At 72.9% G+C, this 25,632-nt stretch carries 26 protein-coding genes and 1 pseudogene; 20 read left to right on the top strand and 7 right to left on the bottom strand.

What is annotated here, in order from left to right; translation table 11 throughout:
- Nucleotides 1-112 precede the first annotated feature (112 nt).
- Entirely contained in the window at nucleotides 113-1,540 is a 1,428-nt protein-coding gene (gene rox, locus ACLQ26_RS26825; protein WP_425747094.1) for a rifampin monooxygenase, read from the top strand.
- Nucleotides 1,541-1,544: 4 nt separating this feature from the next.
- Here the strand turns inward: rox and ACLQ26_RS26830 are convergent, their stop codons facing one another.
- Entirely contained in the window at nucleotides 1,545-2,195 is a 651-nt protein-coding gene (locus ACLQ26_RS26830) for a GGDEF domain-containing protein (protein ID WP_363689902.1), read from the bottom strand.
- Between the two features lie 267 nt (nucleotides 2,196-2,462).
- Between ACLQ26_RS26830 and ACLQ26_RS26835 the strand changes: the two genes are divergently transcribed.
- The 3 genes from ACLQ26_RS26835 to ACLQ26_RS26845 all read left to right on the top strand — a co-directional run bounded on the left by ACLQ26_RS26835 (nucleotide 2,463) and on the right by ACLQ26_RS26845 (nucleotide 4,655).
- On the top strand, nucleotides 2,463-2,702 hold the full coding sequence (locus ACLQ26_RS26835) for a DUF397 domain-containing protein (protein ID WP_266241522.1): 240 nt from the start codon (nucleotides 2,463-2,465) through the stop codon (nucleotides 2,700-2,702).
- Nucleotides 2,703-2,840: 138 nt separating this feature from the next.
- Entirely contained in the window at nucleotides 2,841-3,725 is an 885-nt protein-coding gene (locus ACLQ26_RS26840; protein ID WP_425747097.1) for a helix-turn-helix domain-containing protein, read from the top strand.
- Between the two features lie 87 nt (nucleotides 3,726-3,812).
- Nucleotides 3,813-4,655 carry an SAM-dependent methyltransferase gene (locus tag ACLQ26_RS26845; protein ID WP_425747098.1) on the top strand — a complete coding sequence of 281 codons (843 nt, stop codon included), beginning with the start codon at nucleotides 3,813-3,815 and terminating at the stop codon, nucleotides 4,653-4,655.
- A 13-nt stretch (nucleotides 4,656-4,668) separates the two neighbouring features.
- Here ACLQ26_RS26845 and ACLQ26_RS26850 read toward each other — a convergent pair whose 3' ends face one another.
- Nucleotides 4,669-5,070, bottom strand: a complete 402-nt coding sequence (locus ACLQ26_RS26850; protein WP_425747099.1) for a winged helix-turn-helix transcriptional regulator — start codon at nucleotides 5,068-5,070, stop codon at nucleotides 4,669-4,671.
- 77 nt (nucleotides 5,071-5,147) lie between these two features.
- Here ACLQ26_RS26850 and ACLQ26_RS26855 point away from each other — a divergent pair, with 77 nt between their 5' ends.
- The 6 genes from ACLQ26_RS26855 (at nucleotide 5,148) to ACLQ26_RS26880 (ending at nucleotide 10,626) form a co-directional block, all read left to right on the top strand.
- Nucleotides 5,148-6,080 (top strand): NADP-dependent oxidoreductase, encoded by a 933-nt coding sequence (locus ACLQ26_RS26855; protein ID WP_425747100.1) that lies wholly within the window; start codon nucleotides 5,148-5,150, stop codon nucleotides 6,078-6,080.
- Between the two features lie 104 nt (nucleotides 6,081-6,184).
- On the top strand, nucleotides 6,185-7,228 hold the full coding sequence (locus tag ACLQ26_RS26860) for a substrate-binding domain-containing protein (RefSeq protein WP_425747101.1): 1,044 nt from the start codon (nucleotides 6,185-6,187) through the stop codon (nucleotides 7,226-7,228).
- A 2-nt stretch (nucleotides 7,229-7,230) separates the two neighbouring features.
- Complete coding sequence (locus ACLQ26_RS26865) at nucleotides 7,231-7,434, top strand: hypothetical protein (RefSeq protein ID WP_425747102.1); 204 nt, start codon at nucleotides 7,231-7,233, stop codon at nucleotides 7,432-7,434.
- Nucleotides 7,435-7,522: 88 nt separating this feature from the next.
- The gene (locus ACLQ26_RS26870) at nucleotides 7,523-8,992 is read left to right on the top strand and encodes a protein kinase domain-containing protein (RefSeq protein ID WP_425747103.1); all 1,470 of its coding nucleotides are present in this window, start codon (nucleotides 7,523-7,525) and stop codon (nucleotides 8,990-8,992) included.
- 49 nt (nucleotides 8,993-9,041) lie between these two features.
- Nucleotides 9,042-9,917 (top strand): alpha/beta fold hydrolase, encoded by an 876-nt coding sequence (locus ACLQ26_RS26875; RefSeq protein WP_425747104.1) that lies wholly within the window; start codon nucleotides 9,042-9,044, stop codon nucleotides 9,915-9,917.
- Between the two features lie 67 nt (nucleotides 9,918-9,984).
- Nucleotides 9,985-10,626 carry a histidine phosphatase family protein gene (locus ACLQ26_RS26880; protein WP_425747105.1) on the top strand — a complete coding sequence of 214 codons (642 nt, stop codon included), beginning with the start codon at nucleotides 9,985-9,987 and terminating at the stop codon, nucleotides 10,624-10,626.
- 19 nt (nucleotides 10,627-10,645) lie between these two features.
- Here ACLQ26_RS26880 and ACLQ26_RS26885 read toward each other — a convergent pair whose 3' ends face one another.
- The 3 genes and pseudogenes from ACLQ26_RS26885 to ACLQ26_RS26895 form a co-directional block, all read right to left on the bottom strand.
- Nucleotides 10,646-11,143: a DinB family protein gene (locus ACLQ26_RS26885; RefSeq protein WP_425747106.1), complete on the bottom strand. Its 498-nt coding sequence runs from the start codon at nucleotides 11,141-11,143 to the stop codon at nucleotides 10,646-10,648.
- A gap of 48 nt (nucleotides 11,144-11,191) precedes the next feature.
- Complete coding sequence (locus ACLQ26_RS26890; RefSeq protein WP_425747107.1) at nucleotides 11,192-11,632, bottom strand: VOC family protein; 441 nt, start codon at nucleotides 11,630-11,632, stop codon at nucleotides 11,192-11,194.
- 130 nt (nucleotides 11,633-11,762) lie between these two features.
- Nucleotides 11,763-12,011 (bottom strand): annotated as a pseudogene (locus ACLQ26_RS26895) (nitrilase-related carbon-nitrogen hydrolase); the annotation flags it as partial.
- A gap of 100 nt (nucleotides 12,012-12,111) precedes the next feature.
- Between ACLQ26_RS26895 and ACLQ26_RS26900 the strand changes: the two are divergent.
- From ACLQ26_RS26900 to ACLQ26_RS26920, 5 genes are all read left to right on the top strand, one after another.
- On the top strand, nucleotides 12,112-12,909 hold the full coding sequence (locus tag ACLQ26_RS26900) for a DedA family protein (RefSeq protein ID WP_425747108.1): 798 nt from the start codon (nucleotides 12,112-12,114) through the stop codon (nucleotides 12,907-12,909).
- An 18-nt stretch (nucleotides 12,910-12,927) separates the two neighbouring features.
- Nucleotides 12,928-14,082 (top strand): sensor histidine kinase, encoded by a 1,155-nt coding sequence (locus ACLQ26_RS26905; RefSeq protein ID WP_425747109.1) that lies wholly within the window; start codon nucleotides 12,928-12,930, stop codon nucleotides 14,080-14,082.
- Nucleotides 14,073-14,723 (top strand): response regulator, encoded by a 651-nt coding sequence (locus ACLQ26_RS26910; RefSeq protein ID WP_425747110.1) that lies wholly within the window; start codon nucleotides 14,073-14,075, stop codon nucleotides 14,721-14,723. The genes ACLQ26_RS26905 and ACLQ26_RS26910 overlap by 10 nt, the downstream gene beginning before the upstream one ends.
- A 579-nt stretch (nucleotides 14,724-15,302) precedes the next feature.
- Nucleotides 15,303-15,887, top strand: a complete 585-nt coding sequence (locus ACLQ26_RS26915) for a hypothetical protein (RefSeq protein ID WP_425747111.1) — start codon at nucleotides 15,303-15,305, stop codon at nucleotides 15,885-15,887.
- Nucleotides 15,888-16,226: 339 nt separating this feature from the next.
- On the top strand, nucleotides 16,227-16,646 hold the full coding sequence (locus ACLQ26_RS26920) for a protein-tyrosine phosphatase family protein (RefSeq protein WP_425747112.1): 420 nt from the start codon (nucleotides 16,227-16,229) through the stop codon (nucleotides 16,644-16,646).
- Nucleotides 16,647-16,768: 122 nt separating this feature from the next.
- Here the strand turns inward: ACLQ26_RS26920 and ACLQ26_RS26925 are convergent, their stop codons facing one another.
- Nucleotides 16,769-19,051 (bottom strand): ATP-binding cassette domain-containing protein, encoded by a 2,283-nt coding sequence (locus ACLQ26_RS26925; RefSeq protein ID WP_425747113.1) that lies wholly within the window; start codon nucleotides 19,049-19,051, stop codon nucleotides 16,769-16,771.
- Nucleotides 19,052-19,213: 162 nt separating this feature from the next.
- On the opposite strand from ACLQ26_RS26925, the gene ACLQ26_RS26930 reads away from it, so the two are divergent.
- From ACLQ26_RS26930 to ACLQ26_RS26940, 3 genes are read left to right on the top strand one after another with little or no spacing between them, the layout of a single operon-like run.
- A complete protein-coding gene (locus ACLQ26_RS26930; protein WP_425747114.1) occupies nucleotides 19,214-19,984 on the top strand; it encodes a MerR family transcriptional regulator in 771 nt (256 codons plus the stop codon).
- Nucleotides 19,985-19,994: 10 nt separating this feature from the next.
- Nucleotides 19,995-21,317, top strand: a complete 1,323-nt coding sequence (locus ACLQ26_RS26935; RefSeq protein WP_425747115.1) for a D-alanyl-D-alanine carboxypeptidase family protein — start codon at nucleotides 19,995-19,997, stop codon at nucleotides 21,315-21,317.
- Between the two features lie 41 nt (nucleotides 21,318-21,358).
- Nucleotides 21,359-22,183, top strand: coding sequence for a peptidylprolyl isomerase (locus tag ACLQ26_RS26940; protein ID WP_425747116.1), 825 nt, complete (start codon nucleotides 21,359-21,361; stop codon nucleotides 22,181-22,183).
- A 206-nt stretch (nucleotides 22,184-22,389) separates the two neighbouring features.
- On the opposite strand, the gene ACLQ26_RS26945 is transcribed toward ACLQ26_RS26940, so the two are convergent.
- Complete coding sequence (locus ACLQ26_RS26945; RefSeq protein WP_363685329.1) at nucleotides 22,390-23,412, bottom strand: LacI family DNA-binding transcriptional regulator; 1,023 nt, start codon at nucleotides 23,410-23,412, stop codon at nucleotides 22,390-22,392.
- A 272-nt stretch (nucleotides 23,413-23,684) separates the two neighbouring features.
- Here ACLQ26_RS26945 and ACLQ26_RS26950 point away from each other — a divergent pair, with 272 nt between their 5' ends.
- Together ACLQ26_RS26950 and ACLQ26_RS26955 are read left to right on the top strand one after the other, a co-directional pair.
- A complete protein-coding gene (locus ACLQ26_RS26950; protein WP_425747117.1) occupies nucleotides 23,685-24,689 on the top strand; it encodes an acetylxylan esterase in 1,005 nt (334 codons plus the stop codon).
- Nucleotides 24,690-24,755: 66 nt separating this feature from the next.
- Entirely contained in the window at nucleotides 24,756-25,625 is an 870-nt protein-coding gene (locus ACLQ26_RS26955; RefSeq protein ID WP_425747119.1) for a M15 family metallopeptidase, read from the top strand.
- Nucleotides 25,626-25,632: the final 7 nt, after the last annotated feature.

Raw genomic sequence — 25,632 nt, forward strand, 5'->3', positions numbered from 1 at the left:
CGAACTCCCTGCCACTTCTAACGTATATCGCACCGGGGGTCTTGCGGCAAGACCCCCGTGGTGTCGCAGAATCTGCACCCGAAGCCCACAAGTGGGAAAATCGGGGGATTTCATGATCGACGTGATCATTGCCGGCGGCGGACCGACAGGTCTCATGCTGGCCAGCGAGTTGCGACTGCACGGCGTGCACGCGCTCGTGCTGGAGAAGGACAGCGAGCCGACCCGCTACGTCCGTTCGCTCGGCCTGCACGCGCGCAGCATCGAGGTGATGGACCAGCGCGGTCTGCTGGAGCGTTTTCTCGCTCTGGGCACGCGGCATCCGCTCGGTGGTTACTTCGCCGCGATTCCCAAGCCGCCGCCGCGCGGTCTCGACACCGCGCACGCGTACGTCCTCGGTATCCCGCAGACCGTCACCGACCGCCTGCTTGCCGAACACGCCGTCAACGTAGGCGTCGAGATCCGGCGCGGCCGCGAGCTGATCGGGCTGAGTCAGGACGACGACGGGGTCACGGCGGAGTTGGCCGACGGCACGCGGCTGCGCTCGCGGTACCTCGTCGGCTGCGACGGCGGCCGGAGCACTGTGCGTCGGCTGCTCGGCGTCGGCTTTCCCGGCGAACCCAGCCGGGTCGATTCACTGCTGGGTGAGATGGAGGTGGGTGTGCCCGCGCAGACGGTGACCGACGTGGTGGCCGAGGTGCGCAAGACCCATCTGCGGTTCGGCCTCGGGCCGCTCGGGGACGGCGTCTACCGGGTCCTCGTTCCCGCCGACGGGGTGGCCGAGGATCGCTCGGTCCCGCCGACCATCGAGGAGTTCCAACACCAACTGCGGGCGTACGCGGGCACCGACTTCGGCGTGCACTCGCCCCGCTGGCTCTCCCGCTTCGGTGACGCCACCCGGTTGGCCGAGCGCTACCGGGTCGGCCGGGTGCTGCTGGCCGGCGACGCCGCGCACATCCACCCGCCGACCGGCGGTCAGGGGCTCAACCTCGGCATTCAGGACGCGGTCAACCTCGGCTGGAAACTGGCCGCCGAGGTCACCGGCTGGGCGCCCGAAGGGCTGCTGGACACCTACCAGGCCGAGCGGCACCCGGTCGCTGCCGACGTGCTCGTCAACACCCGCGCGCAGATGTTCCTGCTGTCACCCGAGCCGGGGCCGCAGGCGGTACGCCACCTGCTGGCGGAGCTGATGGACTTCGAGGACGTCAACAGGTACCTGATCGAGAAGGTCACCGCGCTCGGGGTCCGCTACGACTTCGGCGCGGGCCACGAGCTGCTCGGTCGGCACCTGCGGGACGTGCGGCTCAGGCGGGGACGCCTCTACGAGCTGATGCGCGCCGGTCGTGGGCTGCTGCTCGACCAGACCGGTCGGCTCTCGGTCGCCGGGTGGGCCGACCGGGTCGACCACGTCGTCGACGTCGGCGACGAGCTGGACGTACCCGCCGTGCTGCTGCGGCCGGACGGCCACGTGGCGTGGGCCGGTGACGATCAGGCCGATCTGGAGGACCACCTGCCCCGGTGGTTCGGCGCACCCGCCAGCTGAGCGGTCACCGCTCCGCGAGTCGGGTGCTGTCGACGAGTTCGCGGGGGGCCCGCGGGCCGGAGAGGCTCTTCGCCTGGTACATGGCCGCGTCGGCGCGGCTGAGCGCGTCGGTGAGCTGGGCCGGACCGGTGACCGGGGAGAGCCCGACCGACGCGGTGACCCGGACGCTGCACCCACTGAGCCGGATGGGCGCGGCGACGGTCTCGCTGAGGCGTCGGGTGGCGTGCTCGATCCAGCGCCTGTCGACGGTCGGGCTGGCGAGCAGGCCCGCGAACTCGTCGCCGCCGAGGCGGGCGACGAGGTTGTCCCCGGCGAAACCGGCCAGGCGTTCGGCCACGCTGATCAGCACCTGGTCGCCGGCGGCGTGCCCGTACCTGTCGTTGATCTGCTTGAAGTCGTCGAGGTCGAGCACGATGGCGATCAGCGGCTGGCCGTCGGCGTTGGTGAGCAGGGCGGCCGCGAGGCGGTAGAAGGCGCGTCGGTTGGGCAGCCCGGTGAGCGGGTCGTGGCTGGCGGCGTGCCGCTCGGCGGCCAACTCGGCCTGGAGGTGCCCGATCTCGGCCTCGGCCTGCAGGGCCCGTCGGCGCATCTGCCAGGAGGAGAGGAGCGCCCCCGCCGCACAGAGGCCGGAGGCGACGCTCATCGGATCCGGCACGAGACCTCCCATCGCCGCGACCGCCTCCCGCCGTCGGTCTGCGCGGCGCGGTGCCGCGTCGGGTCAGTTTTCCCTGGTGGTTGCCCCCGTCGGGGTAACGCAAAGTGAACGGATAAGCACCGATCACGTGCGTTATCATGCTCGCCGTCCGGTGCAGATGCAATAGCAGATGCACGTGCATAACCGTCCGATGTCGATACCGCACCCTCGCCGTCACCGCTCCTCCCCACGGGCACCGGCGGGCTCGTGAGCAGAAAGACGCCTCTCATGCAACAGCCACCCAATGGCGTTCCGATTCCTCAGTTGCCCCCGCTGACCTGGCAGAAGAGTCGCCGCAGCAACCCGAGCGGCAACTGTGTCGAACTCGCCGAACTGCCCGGGGGCGCCGGCATCGCCGTTCGCAACTCGCGCCACCCCGAGGGGCCCGCACTGATCTACACAGTGGACGAGATCGCGGCCTTCGTGCTCGGCGCGCGCGACGGCGACTTCGATCACCTGATCAACTGACCGGCCGCCGGAGGTCGTCCCGGCGACGGGACTGAATCGCCGGTCCGGAGGAGTTCACCTCACTGTCGGTCCATGGCATGCTTACACGTCGGCCGGGCTGGGTGCCCGACCGCATGGTCGGTATCCGGAGGTCCGCACGTGACGATGGTTCCCGCCGAGGGCGGCCCGACAACCGGGCCCACCGTGCTGCGCATGCTGCTCGGCGCCCAACTGCGCCGCCTGCGGGAGTCCAGCGGGGTGACCCGGGAGGGCGCCGGGTGGGAGATCCGCTCCTCCGAGTCGAAGATCAGTCGGATGGAGCTGGGACGGGTCGGCTTCAAGGAGCGCGACGTGTCCGACCTGCTCACCCTCTACGGCGTCAGCGACGAGGGCGAGCGCGAGGCGCTGCTGAAGCTCGCCCGGGACGCCAACAGCCCCGGCTGGTGGCACCGCTACGGCGACGTGCTGCCCAGCTGGTTCCAGTCGTACCTGGGCCTGGAGGCCGCGGCCGCGCTGATCCGCAGCTACGAGGTGCAGTTCGTCCCCGGCCTTCTACAGACCCGGGAGTACGCTCGCGCGGTCGTGCTCCTCGGGCACGGCGGGGCGGGCGCCGGGGAGATCGATCGCCGGGTGGCGTTGCGGATGCAGCGCCAGCAACTGCTCCACCGGGACAACCCGCCGCAGCTCTGGGCCGTGGTGGACGAGGCGGCGCTGCGCCGTCCGATCGGCGGCGCCGAGGTCATGCGCGGCCAGCTCACCGCGCTCATCGAGGCGACCAAGTCGCCAGGCATCCGGCTCCAGGTCATCCCGTTCGCCGCCGGTGGCCACGCGGCCGCCGGTGGGGCCTTCACCATCCTGCGCTTCGGCGACCAGGAGCTGCCCGACATCGTCTACATCGAACAGCTCACCAGCGCGATCTACCTCGACAAGCGCGACGACCTCGACTACTACGCCGTGGCCATGGAGCGGCTGTGTGTCGAGGCCGAGCCGCCGGAGCGTACGCCGGAGATCCTTTCTCAGCTGCTGGAGGAGCTCTACCCGTAGCGACCCCCGTCGGGGCGGCGGTCGCACCCGAGGTGGCATTAGCATGGTCGGCGACCGCCCACAGTGGACCGACGCGTGGAGGCGACAGTGACCACCGATGCTCGCGACACGGCCGGCAATGCGCCGAGTGACCGGATCGACACCTCGGTGGCACACCCCGCCCGCCGCTACAACTACTGGCTCGGCGGTAAGGACAACTTCCAGGCCGACCGGGAGTCCGGCGACACGATAGCGGCCTCCTTTCCGACCATCCGCACCGCCGCTCTGGAGAACCGCCGGTTCCTGCAGCGGGCGGTGGGCTATCTGGCCCGCGAGACAGGCATCCGGCAGTTCCTCGACATCGGCACCGGCATCCCGACCGCCAACAACACCCATGAGGTCGCCCAGGGCGTCGCGCCCGAGTCCCGGGTGGTCTACGTCGACAATGACCCGATCGTGCTCGCGCACGCCCGCGCGCTGTTGAGCAGCACTCCCGAGGGCGTCACCGCGTACATCGACGCCGACCTGCGCGACCCGGAGCGGATCCTGCGTCATCCGGAGCTGCTGCGCACCATCGACCTGTCGCAGCCCGTCGGGCTGATGCTGGTGGCGGTGCTGCACTTCGTGCCCGACGACGACGACCCGTACGCGCTGGTGCGACGGCTGCTCGACGCCCTTCCGGCCGGCAGTTACCTGGCCGCGTCGCACGCCACACACGAATACCTGCCGCCCGCGATCGCCGAGGAGGCCCGGGCGGCGGCCCGGGGTGGCGGTCCACACGGCCTGATCAACCTGCGGACGCGCGCCGAGTTCACACGCTTCTTCTCCGGGCTGGACGTGGTCGAGCCGGGCATCACGTCGGTTGCCGAGTGGCGGGCCGAGAGCGAGCCGCAGCCGCGGCCGTCGGTGGTCGAGGTGAGCATGTACGGCGGTGTCGCCCGCCTGCCGTGAGGTGAGCGCCCGGTCAGGCGCCCGAGGCGTCGTACCGGTCGCGGGCGGAGTGCACCTCGCCGATGTGCGTCTCGGCCCACGCCTTGATGGCGCGCTGCACCGGCAGCAGGCTCTCGCCCAGCGGCGTCAGCCGGTAGTCGACCCGGACCGGCACGCTCGCGGTCACCGACCGGTCGACCAGGCCGTCGCGTTCCAGCTTGCGCAGCGTCTGGGTGAGCATCTTCTGACTGGCCCCGGCGACGGTGCGCGCCAGCTCGCTGTGCCGCAGCGGCCCGTCGGCAAGCGCGCTCACCACGAGCGTCAGCCACTTGTCGCTGAGGGTCGCAAGCAGCTCGTGCCCCGGGCACTCGGCCAGGAAGGCGTTGTACCGGCGGCGTTCCCGCTCGCGGCGCTCGTCGGCGGTCATGGTGGCCATCGTGAACCTCCCGGGTGCCCAGGGCACCCGAAGGTGCCTCCTTCCCGCCGCAGACTAGCGCTCCTAGCGTCGGCGGTATGAGAGCTGTGATCGTCCGCCGGTTCGGCGGCCCCGAGGTCCTGGAGATCGCCGACCTGCCCGTGCCGGAGCCGGGAGTCGGACAACTACGGGTGCGCGTCGCCGCTGCCGCCGTCAACCGGATCGACCTGTCCACCCGCAGCGGCGCGTTGAGTGCGGCGGGTCTGCTGCCACCGCTGCCCGTCGTGGCGCTGGGCTGGGACGTCGCGGGGGAGGTGGACGCGGTCGGGCCGAGTGTGCGGCGGTTCGCGGTGGGCGAGAAGGTGATCGGGCTGCGAGACCTGCTCTCCGCGCCGGGCGCCCAGGCCGAGTGGGTAGTGCTGGACGAGGACGCGGTCGCTCCCGCGCCGCGTACCGTCGCCCCGGAGGTGGCGGCCACGTTGCCGCTGATCGGGCTGACCGCGGCCCGGTCGTTGGCCCTCACCGGTCTGGGCGTCGGGGGCACGTTGCTTGTCACAGGCGCGGCCGGCGGGGTGGGCGGTCTGCTGCTCGAACTGGCGGCGTTGCGCGGCATCCGGACCGTCGCGGTGGCCGATCCCCGGGACGAGGAGCTGGTACGGGGGTGGGGGGCGGACTGGTTCGTGGCGCGTACCGACCGGCTGGGCGCGGCGGTGCGCGCGGTGGTCCCGGGCGGGGTGGACGCGGTGGTCGACGCGGCGGTTGTCGGGGTCGGCGCGCACGAGGCGCTGCGGGGCGGGGGCACCTTCGTCGCGCTGGTGGCGCCGTTCGCGCCGCCGCCGTTGCGGGCCACCCGGGTCGTCGTGCAGGAGGTCCGCGCCGACGGCGCACGACTGACGGAGCTGTCCTCGCTCGTCGACGGCGGCCAGCTCGGTCTGCGTCTGGCCGACCGGCTCCCACTGACCGAGGTGGCTGCGGCGCACGAGCGCCTGGCTGCCGGGGGCCTGCGCGGTCGCCTCGTGCTGGTGCCCTGACCGGGTCGGCGTATTGACCGTCGCGAACTCGTCGGGTTAGTCTCTGTATCGATCCAGTCTGAATCGATACAGAGAGGTGCCGGGTGAAGCCAACACTGCAAGCCGTGGCGGACGCCGTCGGCGTCTCCCGCAGCACCGTGTCCAACGCCTACAGCCGCCCCGACCAGCTCTCCACAGCGCTGCGTGAGCGGATCCTCGACGCCGCCCGCCAACTCGGCTACCCGGGGCCCAACCCCACCGCCCGATCGTTGCGCCGCGGCTTCGTCGGCTCGATCGGGGTCCTGTTCACGTCACAGTTGTCGTACGCCTTCACCGACCCCTTCGCGGTCCGCTTCCTCACCGGGGTGAGCGCCGCCGCCGAGCGGCACGGCACCAGCATGCTGCTGGTGCCGCTGCCGCCGGGACAGACCGACGCCCGCCAGGCGGTGGAGAACGCCGCCGTCGACGGCTTCTGCGTCTACTGCGTGGCCGACGAGGAGTGGGCGTTGGACGTGATCCGCGCCCGTGGACTGCCGTACGTCAGCACGGCTGCCCGCGACGACGCGGGCTCGGACGAGCGGTACGTCGGCATCGACGAGCGCGCCGCGGCCCGCAGCGTCGCCGCGCACGTCGCCGGTCTCGGCCACCGCCGGGTGGCCCTGCTCGCCGACTCCGTGCTGCCCGACGCGCCGGCCGGCCCCCTCACCCTCTCCGGGGTGCACGAGGTGCGGCACCCCACCACCCGTGGCCGGCTCACCGGCTTCGCCGACGCGTTCGGTGAGGTCGGCGTCGGCTGGGCGGACCTGACGGTGGTCAACGCGCTGGGCAACAGCCGTCCGGCCGCCGTCGCCGCCGTCGCCGGGTTGTTCGACGGGCCCGCACCGCCGACCGCCGTGCTGGCCGGCTCCGACGTGCTCGCCCTCGGCGTGCTCGACGCGCTGGCCCAGCGACCGGGGGGCACCCACCCGCCGGTCTCGGTGACCGGCTTCGACGACGTTCCCGAGGCCGCCGCCGCCGGCCTCACCACCGTTCGGCAGCCGGCCGAGGACAAGGGCCGCATCGCCGCCGAACTGCTGCTCGACCCACCCGCGGACGCGGCGGCCGGTCATGTGCTGCTGCCCACCGCACTCGTCGTCCGGGCCTCCACCGGACCTGTCCCGAGGAGTTGACCATGGAATTCCCGACCGGCTACGTCACCGCTCTCGACGCCATGCACCGCCACGTCAACTCGGCCCGACCGGACGCCCCAGTCCAGGTCGAGCGCGCCCGCCGGACGCTGCTCGCCCCCACCCGGCAGGTGACCGCCGTCGCCCTGCGCCGGCTCGCCGACCGGATCCAGCCCCGACCGTTGCCCACCGTGACCCGCTGCTCCTGACCCCATTTCGGCACGCGCGGGACGAACAGCACCGTGCCGGGCACGCAGGGTGGTCGACCGGCAACTCGCCAGGCAGACTGGTGAGGCCATGTCACCCTTCACGCCCACCCTCCGCCTCCACGACCGCTACGTGCTGCACGAGCGGATCGGTCTCGGTGGCATGTCCGAGGTGTGGCGGGCCGACGACGAGGTGCTCGGCCGCCCGGTCGCGATCAAGGTGCTCGCCGGGCAACTCGCCGCCGACCCGCAACTGCGGGCCACCATCCAGCGTGAGGCCCGCGCGGCCGCCCGGCTGACCCATCCACACGTCACCCAGGTGTACGACTACGCCGAGGCGACCCTGGCCGGCGGTGTCGTCGTCCCGTACCTGGTGATGGAGCTGGTCGAGGGGCACAACCTTGCCGACCGGCTGCGTGGTGGCCCACTGCCCTGGCCGGAGGCGGTCCGCGTGGCCGGGCACATCGCCGCCGCGCTGGCCGCCGCGCACCGCATCGGGGTGGTGCACCGCGACGTCAAGCCGGGCAACGTCATGTTGACCGACACCGGCGCCAAGGTCCTCGACTTCGGCATCGCCGCGCTCGGCGGTCTCGACAGCCAGTCCGGCGAGCCGTTGATGGGCACTCCCGCGTACTTCGCCCCCGAGCGCCTCGCCGCCGGCCCGCCCGACCCGGCCAGCGACGTGTACGCCCTCGGCGCGCTGCTCTACCGCACGCTCACCGGCCAGGCGCCCCTGCCCATCCAGAGCTGGGAGGACGCGCTGGAGGTGCACCGGCGGGGCACTCCGGTGCCGCCGCTGCGGGTGGACGGCCTGCCCGCCGACATCGCCGAACTGGCCCTCGCCTGCCTCGCCGCCGACCCGGCCCGCCGGCCGAGCGCCGCGCAGCTGGCCCGCCGCTTCGGTGCCGGCCAACCGGTCGAGCCGCCCACCGAGCTGCTGCGCATCCTGCCGCCGGCCTCGGCGGCCCACCCGCCGACCCTGATCGACCGCTCAGCCGTCGCCCGCCCGGCGCCGGTCGCGGCCCCGCCGGCCCGCCGCCGACCGCGCCGGCCCCTCGCCCTCCTCGTGGCGGCCGGTCTCGCGGTGCTGGTCGGCCTCGGCGCGCTGCTCACCCAGGGCCACGGCAATCCCGACACCTCCGGCTCCGCGCCGACCGCCTCCCCGCCGTCGGCCTCTGCCCCGGCACCCGCGCCCAGCACCCGGTCACCGCAGCCGACGGCGTCGGCCTCCACGTCTCCGCCGGCCACCAGCGGCCCCGCCCCCTCGACCGTCGGGCAGCAGGTGCCGGTCAGCTTCCGCCAGGTGAGCGACCAGTTCGGGGAGGTGCTCGCCGCGGCTGTGGCCCGCGGCGACGTCGACCGGAGGACCGCCGAGGACCTCCGCGACGACCTCGCGGACGTGAACCGGCGCTCCAAGGACCGCAACCGGCGCATCGCCGACCTGCGGGACACCATCGGCGAGTTGGTGGACCGTGGCCGGTTGCCACGGCAGACGGGCGACCAACTCGACGCCCTGCTCAGCCACGCCGGTGAGCTGTCCACCGACCGCGCCGACGACTGAGCGCATGGCGCGGTCGCTCACCGGCCACCGTCGGTCGTAGTCTCACCGGATGACGACACCGCAGACGCACACCCTCGCCGTACCCGGCGTCGATCTGGTCTACGACGTTCGCGGACCGCTGCCCCCCTCCGACGGGCATCGGGTGCTGCTCATGATCGCCCAACCGATGACGGCGGAGGGCTTCCACGCGCTCGCCACGCACGTCACGGACCGCACAGTCGTCACCTACGACCCGCGCGGCCTCGGGCGCAGCACCCGCACCGACGGCCGGTCCGACAACACTCCCCAGCAGCAGGCGGCCGACCTGCACCTGCTTGTCGACGCGCTCGGCGTCGGCCCGGTGGACATCTTCGCCAGCAGCGGCGGCGCGGTGACAGCCCTCGAACTCGTCGCCACCCACCCCGATGACGTCGCCACGCTCGTGGCCCACGAACCGCCGATCAACGCGGTGCTCCCCGATGCCGCCGCCGCCGAGCGCGCGCGGGCCGGCTTCAACGAGGCGTACGAGGCGAAGGGCTTCGGGGCCGGCATGGCCGCGTTCATCGCGATGACGTCGTGGCAGGGCGAGTTCACCGACGCCTACTTCGCCCAGCCCGCGCCCGACCCGGCATCCGTCGGCATGCCCACCGAGGACGACGGCAGCCGCGACGACCCGCTGCTGTCGAAGAACTCGTGGGCGGTCACCGACTACCGCCCCGACGCGAGCGTGCTCACCGCGGCGTCGACCCGGATCGTGATCGCGGTCGGGGAGGAGTCGACGGGCACGTACACCGCGCGTACTGCCCTCGGCACGGCGGCGCTGCTCGGCCAGGAGGCCGTGGTGTTCCCGAGTCACCACGGCGGCTTCCTCGGCGGGGAATACGGTTACGCGGGCAAGCCCGAGGAGTTCGCCGTACGGCTGCGCGAGGTGCTGGACGCCGACTGACCGCGATCTTCGCCACCGGCCGTACGGACGGTGATCCATCCGCCCGCGTCGCTGGCATGATGGGCCGATGCGAACACGGCTGATCTTCGTGCGGCACGGCGAGTCGGTCCACCAGGTCGACGGAGTCGTGGGTGGCCCGCACGGCTGCACCGGCCTGACCGCGCTCGGCCACGACCAGGCACAGCGGTTGGCCCGGCGGCTCGCCGACGACTACGCCGCCGAGCCACCGGCCGCGGTGTACTCGTCCGTGCTGCGCCGTGCCGTCGAGACCGCGCAGCCCATCGCCGCGGCGTTCGGCATCCGCCCCCTCGCGGACTGCGGTCTGTGCACGTGGCACACCCCGCCGTACGCCGACGGGATGGCGGTCGCCCGCTTCCGGACGGAACACGCGGTGGCCGGTGGGGGCGTGTTCCGGCCGTTCGAGGACGGCAACGAGAGCTGGGCCGAACTGGTGGTACGCGTCAGCCGCGCGATCATGGAGATCGCGCACCGGCACCGGGGCGAAACAGTGGTCCTGGTCGGCCACAGCGAGACCGTCGAGGGCGCCTTCCACGCCCTCGCCGCGCAGCCGATCTTCCGGGCGTTCGACCTGGACGTGGCGCCCGCCTCGATCACCGAATGGGTCACCGACCACGACACCGGCGGTTGGCCGCCGGCGCGCTGGACCCTGCGCCGCTTCGGGGACACCACCGGGGTGGCCAGAGCGTGATCCAGTAACGCCGTGCGCGTCAGTCGCTCAGGATCTGCTCGCGAAGGATCTCCGCGTGCCCACAGTGCTGGGCCAGCTCGCGCAGCACGTGCAGGTAGACCCAGCGCAGCGGCAACGGACCGCGCCGGTTACCGCGCAGCACGTCATCGAGGCCCAGGGAAGTCGTCGCGCGGCGGGACGCCTCGCACGCCTCCCGATGGGCCGACCGGATGCTGTCGATGGTGTCGCCGTCGTCGAGGACGAACGACTCGTCAGGCGTCGCCGGGAGACCGATCTCGGTGCGCGACCGACCCGTCACGGCCTCGTCGAACCACACCTTCTCGACGAACGTCGCGTGCTTCACCAGACCCAGCAGGGTCGTCCGCGACGGCACCAGGGAGCGGCGTGCCTGCTCCTCGGTCAGCCCGTCCAGGCAGCCGTTGAGCGCTGCGCGGTGCTCGTCGATGAACGCCTCGAACTGCGCCCGGGCCGGCCGTTCGACGACATCGGCGGCGAACGTCGGCGGGAAAACGGCCATGGACCGAAGCATCTCAAAGGCCCTCGCCCACGAGCAACCACGGCACGCTCAACCGAAGGACACGAGAGCGCCGCGCTCGTCGAAGACGGCCGTGCCCGCCCAGGCGATCTCCCAACGGTTGCCCTCGGGGTCGGCGACGTAGCCCGAGCGCCCACCCCAGGGCCTGTCGGTCGGCTCCGCCACCACCGTCGCCCCCGCCGCGACGGCCGCGGCGAAGGCCGTGTCGACCTCCGCTCGGCTGTCGACGTTGCAGGCCAGAGTCACACCGGACCAGCCGCCGACGGGCTCGGGCACGCCGGGCGCCGCCTCGGCGGCCAACTCCGGCAGCGGAAAGAGGGCGAGCAGAACGCCACCGAGCAGGAACGCCGACCAGCCGTCGTCGCTCGTCGGCAGCTCCGGCCAGCCCAGGGATCGGTAGAACGACCGCAGCAGGCCCATGTCGCGGACGCCCAGGGTGACCACCGACAGTCGGGAGGGGATCGCGCTCATGGTCCGATCCTGCCGCAGTGGTACGACACGTCGGCGCTCCCCGGGGCCCGCGTGTGCCGGCCGTCCACAGCGGCGCGTTCAGTGGATGGTCGTCGGGGTCACCTCGCCCGGCGCCGTGCCGACCCGGGCGGATGTGGTCACCGGCCACCGGCGCGCCGACCAGCGCCAGCGTGCCCTCCTCGGCGCACGCCCGCACCAGCGGCGTCAACCGGCTGTCGTCCACCGGCACGGCCGGGCCGTCCCACTCGTACCCCGTCAGTGACAGCTCCGGGAAGACCACCACCCGGGCGCGCGCCGCGCGGACCGCGTCGGCGTGCGCCCGCGCGTTCTGCGCGACATCCAGGGGTACGCACGGCGGCTGCGCCACCGCGAGCCGCAGCGGGGTGCGGTTTTCCGCACCCCCGCCGGTGGGGGCGACCCGCGGGACCGGGCGGTTCGCCTCATGGTCGATTCTCAGGATCGGTTCGTAGCGTGGGGACATGATTCGAACGTCGCACGCCGTCCTCGCCAGCGGAACCCCCGTCGCCGCGGCCGAACCGCCCGAGGGCGGGATCGTCGGCTACGTCAGCGATCTGGTGGAACGGCTCGGCGGGCCGGGCGCCGGTCTGGCGGTGGCGCTGGAGAACCTGTTCCCGCCGATCCCCAGCGAGGTCATCCTGCCGCTGGCCGGGTTCGTGGCCGCGCAGGGTCGGATGAGCCTGGTCGGCGCGATCTTCTGGACCACGCTGGGCTCGGTGCTGGGCGCGCTGGCGCTCTACCTGATCGGCGCGTCCCTGGGCCGGGAGCGGATGCGCGGCATCGTCGCCCGACTGCCGCTGGTGAAGCTCAGCGACGTGGACCGGACCGAGGCGTGGTTCCTGCGGCACGGCGTGAAGGCGGTGTTCTTCGGTCGGATGATCCCGATCTTCCGGAGCCTGATCTCCATCCCGGCCGGGGTGGAGCGCATGCCGGTGCGGACCTTCCTGCTCTACACGACGCTGGGCAGTCTGATCTGGAACACCACCTTCGTGCTCGCCGGCTACCTGCTCGGCGACAACTGGCACCTCGTCGAGGGCTACGTCGGCACACTCCAGAACGTCGTGATCGTCGCCTGCGTCGCGGCCGTCGCCTGGTTCGTCGGGTCGCGGGTGCTGCGGGCCCGCCGCGCCGCGCGAAACCCCGACCCCGCCGACCCCGCCGGTCCCTCCCGGCCCGGTGCGCAGGCGTCGGGGATGCCCGACCCGGACGGTCGGGGCACCCTCTACCGGGGCGGCTCCTGGGCCTCGGACGAACGCTGACCGAGCGAGGGGAGCGGCATGGCAGGGGAGCGGCGCACCCGCCGGTGGTGGGCTCGGCTGCGGCTGCCGGTCGGGGTCGCCGCCGGGAGCGCGATGGCCGCCGTCGAGCTCGGCTTCCTGACCGTCGCGGCGGTCGCGCTCGCCGTGTCCGCGCTCGCGCCCGCGGCCAGCCGCCGGGTCACCGACCTGACCGGACGGTACGCGGGACAGCTCGTAGCCCTGGAACGTCGCCGCCTCGCCGGTCTGCTCGCCGCGCCGTCGCCGTCGCCCGAGGTGGCGACGCGGCGGCAGGTCGGTTACCTGGCCGCCCGGCTGCTGCCCGGCACGCTCGGCCTGCTGGCGTACGCCGTGCTGGGCATCGGGCTGGTGCTGGCCGGGATCGTGCTGCGCGCGGCGGTACGAGGCGAGCTGAGCATCCTCGACGCGCTGTCCCAGGTCGCCGTCGGGGCGGTGCTGCTCCTGCTCAACATTCAGGCCCTCGCCAGCATCGCCGCTCTGGACGTCCGGCTGGCTCGGCGGCTGCTGCGTCCGGGGAGCCGGGCGGAGCTGACCCGGCGGGTGCAGGAGCTGACCACCAGCCGGGCGGCGGTCATCGCGGCGGTCGACGCCGAACGGCAGCGCATCGAACGCGACCTGCACGACGGCCTCCAGCAGCGGCTGGTCGCCCTCGGCATGCTGCTCGGCCGGGCCCGCCGCGCCCACGACAGCGACCGCGCCAAAGCCCTGGTCGCCCAGGCCCACGAGGACGTGCAGCGGGCCGTCGAGGAGTTGCGCGAGGTGGCGTGGCGGGTCTACCCGTCCGCGTTGGACGGCAGCGACCTGGGCGAGGTGCTGGCGATGGTCGCCCGCCGCTCCGAGGTGCCGGTGCGGATCCGCTGCGACCTGCCGCAGCGCCCCGAACGGCAGATCGAGACGGTGCTCTACTTCGTGGCCTGCGAGGCGCTCACCAACGCCGCGAAACACGCCGCCGCTACCCTGGTCACGGTCGAGATCGGCGTACGGGAGGGGTGGGTCCGGATGTGCGTGCACGACGACGGCGTCGGCGGCGCGGATCTCACCGGGCACGGCCTGTCCGGGCTGGCCCGCCGGGTCGCCGCGCTGGACGGCCGGCTGGCCGTGACGAGCCCGGCCGGCGGCCCGACCACAGTGCTCGCGGAGCTGCCGTGCGGCTAGTTCTCGCCGAAGACTCGACGCTGCTGCGGGAAGGCCTCACGCGGCTGCTCATCGAGGAGGACCACGAGGTGGCCGAGGCGGTCGGCACCGCTGACGAACTCGTCGAGGCGGTCGGCCGGTCCCGTCCCGACGTGGTCGTCACCGACGTCCGGATGCCGCCCACCCACACCGATGACGGGTTGCGTGCCGCGCTGGAGATCCGCCGACGCTGGCCCGACACGGGCGTCCTCGTGCTGTCGCAGTACGTCGAGCGGCGCTACGCCGCCCGGCTGTTAGCGGACCGTCCGGAAGGAGTCGGCTACCTGCTCAAGGACCGGGTCGCGCAGGTGGACGACTTCCTCGACGCCCTCGACCGGGTCGCCGCGAACGGCACCGCGCTCGACCCGGAGGTGGTCCGTCAGGTGGTGGCCGGAACGGATCGACCCGACCCGTTCGGCCGACTCACCCCGCGTGAACGGGACGTCCTGCACGAGATGGCCCAGGGGTACACGAACTCCGCTGTGGCCGAGCGGTTGCACGTGTCGCAGAGTGCCGTGGAGAAGCACGTCAACGCCATCTTCGACAAGCTCGGCCTCGCCCACACGACCGGTTACAGCCGCCGCATCCTCGCGGTCCTGCGCTATCTGGGCACCCCCTCCTAGGGCGCGGCGCCGGATCGCTCCCGGGGCTCGGAATCGGATCGCTCCCGGGGCTCGGCACCGGCTCGCGGGGTCGGCGTGTCCGGTCGCTCGGGTCATCCGGTATCGACCAGGCGGCGGGGATCGCCACCTGGTGGCCCGGTTCGCCCCTCAGGGGTGACGGGCCTGGGGCGTATTGTCGGGTTCCAGGCGGTTTGGTATGTGACCTGGTGCATCCCCGGGCCGGAATCATGGCCGGCCGGGAGTCGTTACACCCCCTGACGATCGCAGGACCACGGGCCCCAGCCCCCGTTCATGAGGGTGGGAATGACAGGCCCGGCCGGGTCGTTGCAGACCCCCGAACGACAGTGGGCCCGCCGCCGGATACGGCTGCTGGAGCCCGGGAATGACCCCGCTCCGGTGGTCGTTACACACGGTCCCGGCGCCACGAGCTCTTCGCTCGCCGGGCCCCCAGGCGCCGCAAGCCTCGGCTCGCTGGCCGCCACTTTCCCCCTTCTTGTGCAGCGCCGGACGAGGTGCTCACACCCGCGCCACCGCCCCCCTGGTGATGCGGGTGTTCCTACCCCCGAAGGAGCTACCCCCATGAACACGATCTTCCGTAAGAGCATGCTGTCGGTTGCCGGCCTCGCGTTCGCCGGTGGTGTCTTCGCCGGCCCGATCGCCCATGTCGCCGCCCCGAGCACGGACGCCCGGCCGGTGGCCGTGGTGCAGGCCGACAAGCCCGACACGAGCAAGCTGATCCCGCACGGCACCCAGGGCGACCAGTCGCACATCGACCTGAACGACGAGCAGACGGCCAACGCCAAGGCGATCATCGCCGCCACGAAGAAGGCCGGCCTGCCCGAGCGGGCCGCGGTCATCTCGATCGCGACGAGCCTGCAGGAGTCGAAGCTGGAGAACCTGGGTCACCTCGGCGACATGAACGACCACGATTCGCTGGGTCTGTTCCAGCAGCGTCCGTCCAGTGGTTGGGGTACGCCGGAGCAGATCACCAACCCGGAGTACTCGACGACCGCGTTCCTCAAGGGCCTGCGTCAGGTCGACGGCTGGCAGGACATGCCGCTGACCGAGGCCGCGCAGACCGTGCAGGTGTCGGCGTACCCGGACGCGTACGCCCAGTGGGAGCAGCAGGCCGCTGACCTGGTCGGCCAGTACTGGAACAGCTGACCCACCGCATGACCCGACCGACTGGCCGGCATCCCGAACGCGGGGGTGCCGGCCATCGGCATACCCCGCCGCCATCGGAAACTGTCCAAGATCTGAGCGGGGCGGGAACATCGGGAGGGGTTGGCTGGTTGTGAAGCTGTGTCGGTGTGATCCAGTGTCCCCGGGCCTCACCTCAATGCCTTCGCGGAATACCGTTCGGCTGGAGCCGCGTCGCGCCACTCGCCGAGAGGCGACCTGCGCACCGACACCAGCGCCGCCCTCGGCCCAACCGGCCGGGGGCGGCGCTGTCTGTGCCGACCGGGCACGATGACCGGCCCGTGGTCGCGGCACAATGGCCCGGTGACTGTCGCTGGGAACTGGTCGGAGCAGTCGGGGTTGCTCGTACTGCCCAGCGGGGCGTTGGTGCGCGGACGCCGTGTAGCGGCGACCGCCTCACCGGCCGACTTCGCGCTGCTGTTGGCGCCGTGCCCGGATCCGGCCTGGCCGCATCGGCGGATCAGGTGGCCTGACTTCTGGGTGCCGCTCGACCGGGCGGACGCACTCGACGCGTTGCGCGCGGCGCTGCGGAGGGCACACGACGGCGAACGCGTCGAGGTGGCGTGCCGGGGCGGGGTCGGCCGGACGGGAACGGCGTTGGCGGCGCTGGCGATCCTCGACGGCCTGCCGGCCGAGCGGGCGGTGAGCTTTGTCCGGGCGGGCTACCACCCGAAGGCGGTCGAGACACCCTGGCAGCGGCGCTGGCTGCGCCACGTCGCCTGACCACCGGCCACCGCACGCCGCCTCGCGGCTGCCCCGCCACGCCGCCGCGTCCGCCGGCAAGTACGCCTCACACCGGCGGACGTCGGGCGGTCGAGTCCGCGGCGACCGCCTCCGCCGACCCCTCAACCCCGGGGCGGCGCCGCTGGCCGGTGGACGTACTCGCGCAGGTGGGTGGCGGTGAGGGTGTCCCCGTGGGCGACCAGGTCGGCCGGAGTGCCGGTGAAGACGACGCGCCCGCCGTCGTGCCCGGCGCCCGGGCCCAGGTCGATGAGCCAGTCGGCGTGGGCCATCACGGCCTGGTGGTGCTCGATGACGATGACCGTGTTGCCGGCGTCGACCATGCGGTCCAGCAGGGCCAGCAGCTGGTCCACGTCGGCCAGGTGCAGGCCGGTGGTGGGCTCGTCGAGGACGTACGTGCTGCGCTTCTCCGCCAGGTGGATGGCGAGCTTGAGTCGTTGCCGCTCCCCGCCGGACAGGGTGGTCAGTGGCTGGCCGAGGCTGAGGTAGCCGAGCCCGACGTCGACCAGCCGGCGGAGGATGGCGTGCGGGAAGTACTCGTACGCCTCGGTGACCGACATGGCCAGCACCTCGCCGATGTTCCTGCCGCGCAGCGTGTACGTGAGGACCTCGTCGGTGAACCGCCGCCCCTCGCACCGCTCGCAGACGCTCGCCACGCCGGCCATCATGGCCAGGTCCGTGTAGATCAGCCCGATGCCCTTGCAGGCCGGGCAGGCGCCCTCGGAGTTCGCGCTGAACAGCGCCGCCTTGACGCCGTTGGCCTTGGCGAAGGCGGTACGGATCGGGTCGAGCAGCCCGCTGTAGGTGGCCGGGTTGCTGCGTCGCGACCCGCGGATCGGGGACTGGTCCACGATCACCACACCGGACCGGCCGCGCAGCGAGCCGTGGATCAGTGAGCTCTTGCCGGAGCCGGCCACGCCGGTGACCACGGTGAGGACGCCGAGCGGGATGTCCACGTCCACGTCGCGCAGGTTGTGCAGGTCGGCGTGGCGGATGGTGAGCTGGCCGGTCGGTGGGCGTACCTCGTCGCGCAGTGTCACCCGGTGGTCCAGGTGCCGCCCGGTGAGCGTGTCGGAGCGGCGCAGGCCGGGGACGTCACCGGTGAAGCAGATCTGCCCGCCGGCGCTGCCCGCGCCCGGCCCCAGGTCGACGACGTGGTCGGCGATGGCGATGGTCTCCGGTTTGTGCTCCACCACCAGGACTGTGTTGCCCTTGTCGCGCAGGCGCAGCAGCAGGTCGTTCATCCGGGCGATGTCGTGCGGGTGCAGGCCGACGGTGGGCTCGTCGAAGACGTACGTGACGTCGGAGAGGCTGGAGCCGAGGTGCCGGACCATCTTCACCCGCTGCGCCTCGCCGCCGGAGAGGGTCGCGGACTCCCGGTCCAGGCTGAGGTAGCCCAACCCGATCTCCACAAGCGAGTCGAGCAGGTCACGCAGGTTGCCGACAAGCGGCGCCACCCCGGGGTCGTCGATGCTCCGCACGAACGCGGCCAGGTCGCTGATCTGCATGGCGGAGCACTGGGCGATGCTGCGTCCGGCGATCAGCGACGACAGGGCCGCGGCGTTGAGCCGGGTGCCGTCGCAGGTGGGGCAGGTGGTGAAGGTGACCGCCCGGTCGACGAAGGCGCGGATGTGCGCTTGCATCGAATCGCGGTCCTTGGCCAGGTAGAGCCGCTTGACCTTGACCGCCAGGCCCTCGTACGTCCAGTTGTTGCTGCCCATTTTGATCTTCGTGGCCGGCTTGTGGAGGAAGTCCTCCCACTGCTGTGGCGTGTAGTCCTGCAGTTTGACGTCCGGGTCGAACAGCCCGGAGCCGACGATGGTCTGCCAGTACCAGGAGTCGACAGCGAAGTTGGGCACGGTGATCGCGCCGTCGTTGAGCGAGCGCTCGACGTCCACCAGCTCGTTGACGTCGAGGTCGGAGACGCGGCCCAGCCCTTCGCAGGTGAGGCACATGCCCTCGGGCAGGTTGAAGCTGAACGCGCCGGCGCCGCCGACCGACGGCTCACCGAGGCGGCTGAAGAGGATCCGCAGCATGGCGTACGCGTCGGTGGCCGTGCCGACTGTGGAGCGGGAGTTGACGCCCATCCGCTCCTGGTCGACGACGATGGCGGCGCCGAGGTTACGCAGCGAGTCGACGTCCGGCCGGTTGAGGTTCGGCATGAACGACTGGAGGAACGCGCTGTAGGTCTCGTTGATCAGGCGCTGGGACTCGGCGGCGATGGTGCCGAAGACGAGCGACGACTTGCCGGAGCCGGAGACGCCCGTGAAGACGGTCAACCGGCGCTTGGGGATGTCGACCGAGACGGCGGCGAGGTTGTTCTCCCGCGCACCGCGTACCTCGATCATGTCGTGGCTGTCGGCGGCGGACCTTGTTGGCTGCGACATGCGAACCCTTCACGAGGTCGTGGCGGGAGGTCTCCCGCCGGACTGGTGGATTACATTGTCTCATTCGTCCTTCCGTAGAGCCTTTTGCCGAAAGTGCAGCGGAGGCCGCGGCGAAAGAAGTAGGAAAGTCTCAAATCACGTGTCAACCGGTACGGTGGCGGCGTGGACGCCGTGCCGAACGATCGCCTGCGGGCCGTGGACCTCGCCGCCACCGTCGGGATCTCGGTGCAGCAGGTCCGCAACTACGTCGACGAGGGCGTGCTGCCACCGGTGCGGCGCACCGAGAGCGGCTACCGGATCTTCACGACCGCGCACGCCCGCGCGCTGACCGTGGCCCGGCGGCTGGCCGAGGGGCACGGCTGGGGCCGTACCCGGGAGATCATGGCGGCGGTGCACCGGGGTGACGTGCCGGCGGCCCTGGCGGCGCTCGACGGCGGCCATGCCGAACTGGACCGGGAACGCGCCGACATCCGCCGCGTGCTCGGCGCCTTCGCGACCGTGCTGGCCGACCCGCCGGCGACCCGGCCGGCGCCGCGCCGCGGCGCCCGCATCGGCGAGGTCGCAGCCCTGGTCGGGGTCCGGACCTCGCAGCTGCGCCTGTGGGAGGCGCGCGACCTGCTGCGGCCGGGCCGCGCGCCCGGCACCAACTACCGGGTGTACGACGAGACCGAGTTGCGTGCCGCGCAGGTCGTCGCGCTCCTGCGCCGGGGCGCCTACCCGTTCGAGATCATCGAGGCGGTGCTGGACGAGTTGCGCACCACGGGCAGCGCCCAGCGGGTGCGCGCCGAGCTGGCCCGCCGTGAGCAGGACCTGCACGCCCGCAGCCTGCGCCGGTTGCGGGGCAGCGCCGCGCTGCACGACTACCTGGTGGAGCGGGCCGCCGCCGGATGGTCCAGCCGACAACCGCTCCCACCGGGCGATCTTGTTGACTAGGGTCGGGCACATGAGAGCTGCGCTGCTGGCGGTCACGGCGTCCGCCGTCCTGCTCGCTCCCGCGCCGGTCCCGGCCGCCGCGGCAGCCCCCACGCCGACCGCCGCCCCGGAGGCCACCGCCCCGGGGGGCAGCACCGGCACGGGGGTCACCGCCACGCCGGGCAGCGCCGCCGCGCGGGCCGTGCGGTGCCCACGGGTGGCGGCGCCGGCGGTGTCCCGCCCGCCACGGCCCTCGCCCCCGCCCGCCGTGGCGCAGGCGCGGGTGGTCGGCGGTGCCGCGCTGGCCACCGGCGGTCTGGTCGTGCCGGCCGGCGCGGGCGCGCCACCGGCGATCACCGCCACGTCGTGGATCGTCGCGGACCTGGACTCCGGCCAGGTGCTCGGGGGCTGCGGCCCGCACGAGTACGGCACCCCGGCCAGCGTCCAGAAGCTGCTGCTGGCGGCCACGATGATGCCCCGGCTCGACCCCGCCCAGACGGTGACCGTGACAGAGGCGGACATGAACATCGAGCCCGGCTCCTCCGCCGTGGGCCTGGTCGAGGGCGGCCGCTACACGATCGAGACGATCTGGCTGGGGCTGCTGCTCAACTCCGGAAACGAGGCGGCGAACGCGCTGGCCCGCCTCGGCGGCGGGCCCGACGGAGCGGCCGGGGGAGTCCGCGCCATGAACGAGCAGGCGCACCACCTCGGCGCGCTCCAGACGCACGCCGTCACACCGTCCGGCCTGGACGGCAGGGGCCAGTTCACAAGCGCGTACGACCTGGCGCTCATCGCCCGGGCCTGCTTCGCCCAGCCGACCTTCCGGCGGTACGCGCTCACCCGGCAGGCGACGATTCCGGCCCAGCCGGCGCAGCGCACCAAGGGTTTCCAGATCCAGAACGAGAACCAGCTCATCTACCGGTACCCGGGCGCGTTGGGCGGCAAGACGGGCTTCACCGACCTGGCACGGCACACCTACGTCGGTGCGGCGGAACGGGACGGCCGTCGGTTGGTGGTGACGCTGCTGGGCGCCGAGCCGGCCCCGACGCGTGGCTGGGAGCAGGGGGCGGCCCTGCTGGACTGGGGCTTCTCGCTGCCGCGTGACGCCAGCGTCGGCCGCCTGGTCGAGCCGGGCGAGTTGACCGCCACGCCGTCGGCCGTGCCGTCCGCGCTGGCCGCGCCCGGTGCGCCGCGTCCGGCGGCGGCCAGCGGCCCGGCGCGTACCGGCTCCGGATGGCTGTGGTGGGTGGTCGCACTGAGTGGCGCGGGAGTGCTGGCGCTGCTGGGCGGGTTGCTGTGGCACCGCCGCCGCCGGTTGCCCGGTCAGATCGACAACGGCGCTCGGCATCCATAGACTCCGGTCTTTCTGGCCAGCACGAGCCCAGGAGGATCCCTGTGTCGAGTGAACTCGAAACGCCGTCCGGCGCGGCGGCACCCCGCCGGTCGGTGCGTGCGCTGACCCGTCTCGCGGGTGTGACGGCGTTCGCCGCAACGCTCATCGTCGGCGTGTCGGCTGCCGCGGTGGCCGCGCCGGTTCCGGCTGACGACGCGGTGAGCGCCGCCGCAGATGCCCGACCGCCGCGTACCACCCACGGCCCGTGCGCGTACACCGAGACGCCCGACGAGCCGGCCGCCCGGCCGGTGCCGCTGCCGCCCGACCCGCGCCGCACGCCGGACCGGGGCAGCGTCCGGGTGACCCTCTCCACCAACCAGGGGCCGATCGGGTTGACCCTGGACCGGGCCGCCGCGCCGTGCACGGTCCAGAGCTTCCTGCACCTGGTCGGCAAGCGCTTCTACGACCGCACCCCGTGTCACCGGCTCACCGCGTACCCGACGTTGAGCGTGTTGCAGTGCGGCGACCCGTCCGGCACCGGCGAGGGCGGTCCCGGCTACCGGTACCGCGACGAGCTGCCCACCGACCTGCCGCCGGCCCCCAGCGACCCGACCGGCGTACGCCGGCTCTACGCCCGGGGCGTGCTGGCCATGGCGAACGCCGGGCCGGACACCAACGGCAGCCAGTTCTTCCTGGTGTACGCCGACTCGGCGCTGCGCCCCAACTACACGATCTTCGGCACGGTCGACGCCGCCGGGCTCGCCACCCTGGACCGGATCGCCGCCCTGGGAATCGCGCCGACGGCCGAGGACCCGGCGCCTGTCGACGGCGCGCCCGCGCAGCCGGTGACCATCCGGCGTGCCGTCCGCGCACACCACCACCACTGAGCCGCTCGGCGTGGTGGACGGCCCCCGGGTCGTCCACCGCGCCGCGAGGCGTCCACGCCTGTCGCCGTGACCCGCGCGGCGGACGGGCGGACCGGCGGGCCGGCGGACCGGCGGGCCGGAAGGTGCGGCGGACCGGAATTTTCGTAACTGGACCGGAACAGGTGGAACCGGAATCCGACCCGGTTCGGGCCGTCGGAGGGAGGGGGTCAGCCGGTCGGCGGGACGGCGGTGCTGTCCCGGACGACCAGCTCGGTGGCCAGCTCCACCCGGGGCGAGTCGATGCCCTCGCCCTGGGCCAGTCGCAGCACCGTCCGCACCGCCAGTCGGCCCATCTCGACCAGGGGCTGCCGGACGGTGGTCAGCGGCGGCGACGCCCAGCGGGCTTCCGGCAGGTCGTCGAAGCCGACCACGCTGACGTCGTCGGGAACCCGCAGGCCGCGGCGGCGGATGGCCTCGTAGACGCCGAACGCCATCTGGTCGCTGGCCGCGAAGATGCCTGTCGGCGGGTCGGCCAGATCGAGCAGCGCCGTGCCGCCGGCGAAGCCGGAGGCGTGGTAGAAGTCGCCGGGGTAGATGAGCGCGTCGTCCACCGGCACGCCGGCGGCCTCCAACCCGGCGCGGTAGCCGTCGAGGCGGGCCCGGCTGCACAGCAGGTGCGTCGGCCCGGCCACGAACCCGATCCGCCGGTGCCCGACGGCCAGCAGGTGCTCGGTCGCGGCCAGCCCGCCGGCCCAGTTCGTGGCGCCGATAGTCGGGACGTCCATGGCCGGTACGCCGGCCGGGTCGACGACCACCACCGGCACGTTGAGGCGGCGCAGTTGCGCGTGCAGCGGCGGGCTCAGGTGCGACGTCACGAAGATGACGCCGTCGGTGGCGCGGGTGCGCAGGTTCTGCAGCCACTGCCGGGCCGCCGTGGGCTGCCGGTGGATCGCGGAGACCACGGTGCCCACCCCGGCGCCGTGCCCGACGTCCTCCACGCCCCGGATGATCTCCACGGCCCAGGGGCTGTCCAGGTCGTTGAAGACGAGGTCGACGAGGCCCGCGCGGCGGACGCTGCGGCTGGTGCGGCGCCGGTAGCCGTGGTGGCGCAAGAGTTCCTCGACACGTTCCCGGGTGCCGGGGGCCACATCGGACCGACCGTTGAGCACCCGTGACACGGTCGGCACCGAGACCCCGGCCTCCCGTGCGATCGCGGTGATGGTCACCCTGCGTCCGTCGTCCGCGTCCACCCGCGTCTCCTTCACCGCTCCGGAGGGACGACCACGAGCGTCGTCCGTCCAGTGTCCCGGAACGGCACGCCCGCCCCTCGCGCCATCTTGCCTCACGGACGGGGGTTGACGACACGCCAGGTCGGTTCTAGCGTTCGGCTGAGTTGCGGAAATGTTCCGGTAATTTGTCGGATACGTATCGGCGTACGGTCCCGTCTCCGCCGCCCGGCTGCCGGCGTCGGCCACGCCGTGAACGCACCCTGTTCAGTGCCACGCGACAGACAAGGGGCGCCATGCACACGGATCTGCCCGAGGCGCAGCTGCGCGAGTACCGCGGCGTGGTGCCGGACCCCGCTGACTTCGACGAGTTCTGGGCCGGCACCCTGGCGCAGGCCCGCGACGCCAACTGGCCGGTCCGGCTCGAACCCGTGGTGACAGGTCTGACCGCCATCGACGTGTACGACGTGACGTTCCCCGGGTTCGCCGGCCAGCCCGTCCGGGCCTGGCTGCGGGTGCCGCACGGGGCCGGCACGGCGCTGCCGACAGTCGTGCAGTACGTGGGCTACGGCGGCGGGCGCGGGCACGCGTTGGAGAACCTGCTCTGGGCGTCGGCCGGGTTCGCCCACCTGCAGATGGACACCCGGGGGCAGGGCTCGGGCTGGAGCCGGGGCGTCACCGCGGACCCGGGCGCGGCCGGCCCGGAGGCGCCCGGCGTGGCGACGCGGGGCATCACCGACCCCCGCACCTACTACTACCGACGGCTGATCACCGATGCGGTGCGGGCGGTGGACGCGGCCCGGACTCTGCCGATGGTCGACCCGACCCGGGTGGCGGTGCTCGGGCACAGCCAGGGTGGCGCCCTCGCTCTCGCGGCCGGTGCGTTGGCACGCGGTGTGCGCGCCGTTGTCGCCCTCGTGCCGTTCCTCTGCGACATCCCGCGAGCCGTGGTGATCACCGACGCCCACCCGTACCGGGAGATCCGCGACTACCTGGCGATCCACCGGGACGCCGAGGATCGGGTGCTGAGCACCCTGTCGTACGTCGACGGCGTCAACTTCGCCCGACGCTGCCGCCGGCCGGCCCGGTACTCGGTGGCGTTGATGGACGACATCGTGCCGCCGTCGGGGGTCTACGCCGCCCACAACGCGCACGCCGGACCGACCGAACTGTCGGTGTGGCGCTACAACGGCCACGAGGCCGGTGGGATCGACGACGACGAGGCGGCCCTGCGCTTCCTCGACACGCACCTGGTGGAATCCCGTAACGCGGCTCCGGCTCCGCTGACGGCCGGCGGTTGAACGGGCTCGCGGCGGCCGAGCGCCGATCCGGCGCGTAACCCGGACCGCTGCTGATAGACAGGAGGTGTGCGCTGGTCAGGGCGGGTTGGTGGCGGCGTCGCGCTCGCGCTCGTCGCGGTGCTCGGCGGCTGCTCCCATCCGCAGCCCCGTCCGCGTCCGCCCGCCCCGGTGGCGCCTCCGGCGTCGATGCCCGCGAGCCCGGCGACCCCGACCCCGACGCCGATCCCGTCGCCGAGCGGTGGGTTGCCCGGTTTCGTGGTGCTTACCGACCTCGACCCGCGCATCCACGCCGACATCCGCTACGCCACGGCGCACAACTTCGTGGGCCGGCCGATCGTCGGCTACCGCGAACCGCTGTGCCTGCTCACCAGGCAGGCCGCCGAGGCGCTGCGCCGGGTCCAGGACGCCGCGCTCAGCGGCGGCCACAGCCTCAAGGTGTACGACTGCTACCGCCCGCAGCCGGCGGTGGACGACTTCGTCGCCTGGTCGAAGCGCCCCGGCGAGCAGCAGACCAAGGCCGAGTTCTATCCGGAACTGGCCAAGGACCGGCTCTTCGCCGACGGGTACATCGGCGCGCCGACCGCGCACAGCCGGGGCAGCACGCTGGACCTGACCCTCGTCGACGAGCCACCCGCCAGCCAACCCGCGTACGTGCCCGGGCAGCGTCTCGTCGCCTGCACCGCCCCGCCGGGGCAGCGCTTCGCCGACAACAGCATCGACATGGGCACCGGGTTCGACTGCTTCGACGCCCGGGCGCACACCGCCGACGCGCGCATCACCGGCACGGCACGGGAGAACCGGCAGTTGCTGCGGCGGCTGATGACCGACGCCGGGTTCGTCAACTACGACCGCGAGTGGTGGCACTACAGCCTCCGCGAGGAGCCGTACCCGGACACCTTCTTCGCCGCGCCGGTGGCCCGCTCCTCGGTCGGCTGAGGTGGGG

The organism is Micromonospora sp. DT43 (assembly GCF_049841645.1).
Classification (GTDB): domain Bacteria; phylum Actinomycetota; class Actinomycetes; order Mycobacteriales; family Micromonosporaceae; genus Micromonospora.

Bases quoted from the DNA above. Each gene is read 5' to 3' on its own strand.
- rox (WP_425747094.1), top strand. From the start codon at position 113: ATGATCGACGTGATCATTGCCGGCGGCGGACCGACAGGTCTCATGCTG.
- ACLQ26_RS26835 (WP_266241522.1), top strand. From the start codon at position 2,463: ATGCAACAGCCACCCAATGGCGTTCCGATTCCTCAGTTGCCCCCGCTG.
- ACLQ26_RS26850 (WP_425747099.1), bottom strand. From the start codon at position 5,070: ATGGCCACCATGACCGCCGACGAGCGCCGCGAGCGGGAACGCCGCCGG.
- ACLQ26_RS26855 (WP_425747100.1), top strand. From the start codon at position 5,148: ATGAGAGCTGTGATCGTCCGCCGGTTCGGCGGCCCCGAGGTCCTGGAG.
- ACLQ26_RS26865 (WP_425747102.1), top strand. From the start codon at position 7,231: ATGGAATTCCCGACCGGCTACGTCACCGCTCTCGACGCCATGCACCGC.
- ACLQ26_RS26870 (WP_425747103.1), top strand. From the start codon at position 7,523: ATGTCACCCTTCACGCCCACCCTCCGCCTCCACGACCGCTACGTGCTG.
- ACLQ26_RS26875 (WP_425747104.1), top strand. From the start codon at position 9,042: ATGACGACACCGCAGACGCACACCCTCGCCGTACCCGGCGTCGATCTG.
- ACLQ26_RS26880 (WP_425747105.1), top strand. From the start codon at position 9,985: ATGCGAACACGGCTGATCTTCGTGCGGCACGGCGAGTCGGTCCACCAG.
- ACLQ26_RS26885 (WP_425747106.1), bottom strand. From the start codon at position 11,143: ATGGCCGTTTTCCCGCCGACGTTCGCCGCCGATGTCGTCGAACGGCCG.
- ACLQ26_RS26890 (WP_425747107.1), bottom strand. From the start codon at position 11,632: ATGAGCGCGATCCCCTCCCGACTGTCGGTGGTCACCCTGGGCGTCCGC.
- ACLQ26_RS26900 (WP_425747108.1), top strand. From the start codon at position 12,112: ATGATTCGAACGTCGCACGCCGTCCTCGCCAGCGGAACCCCCGTCGCC.
- ACLQ26_RS26905 (WP_425747109.1), top strand. From the start codon at position 12,928: ATGGCAGGGGAGCGGCGCACCCGCCGGTGGTGGGCTCGGCTGCGGCTG.
- ACLQ26_RS26915 (WP_425747111.1), top strand. From the start codon at position 15,303: ATGAACACGATCTTCCGTAAGAGCATGCTGTCGGTTGCCGGCCTCGCG.
- ACLQ26_RS26925 (WP_425747113.1), bottom strand. From the start codon at position 19,051: ATGTCGCAGCCAACAAGGTCCGCCGCCGACAGCCACGACATGATCGAG.
- ACLQ26_RS26935 (WP_425747115.1), top strand. From the start codon at position 19,995: ATGAGAGCTGCGCTGCTGGCGGTCACGGCGTCCGCCGTCCTGCTCGCT.
- ACLQ26_RS26950 (WP_425747117.1), top strand. From the start codon at position 23,685: ATGCACACGGATCTGCCCGAGGCGCAGCTGCGCGAGTACCGCGGCGTG.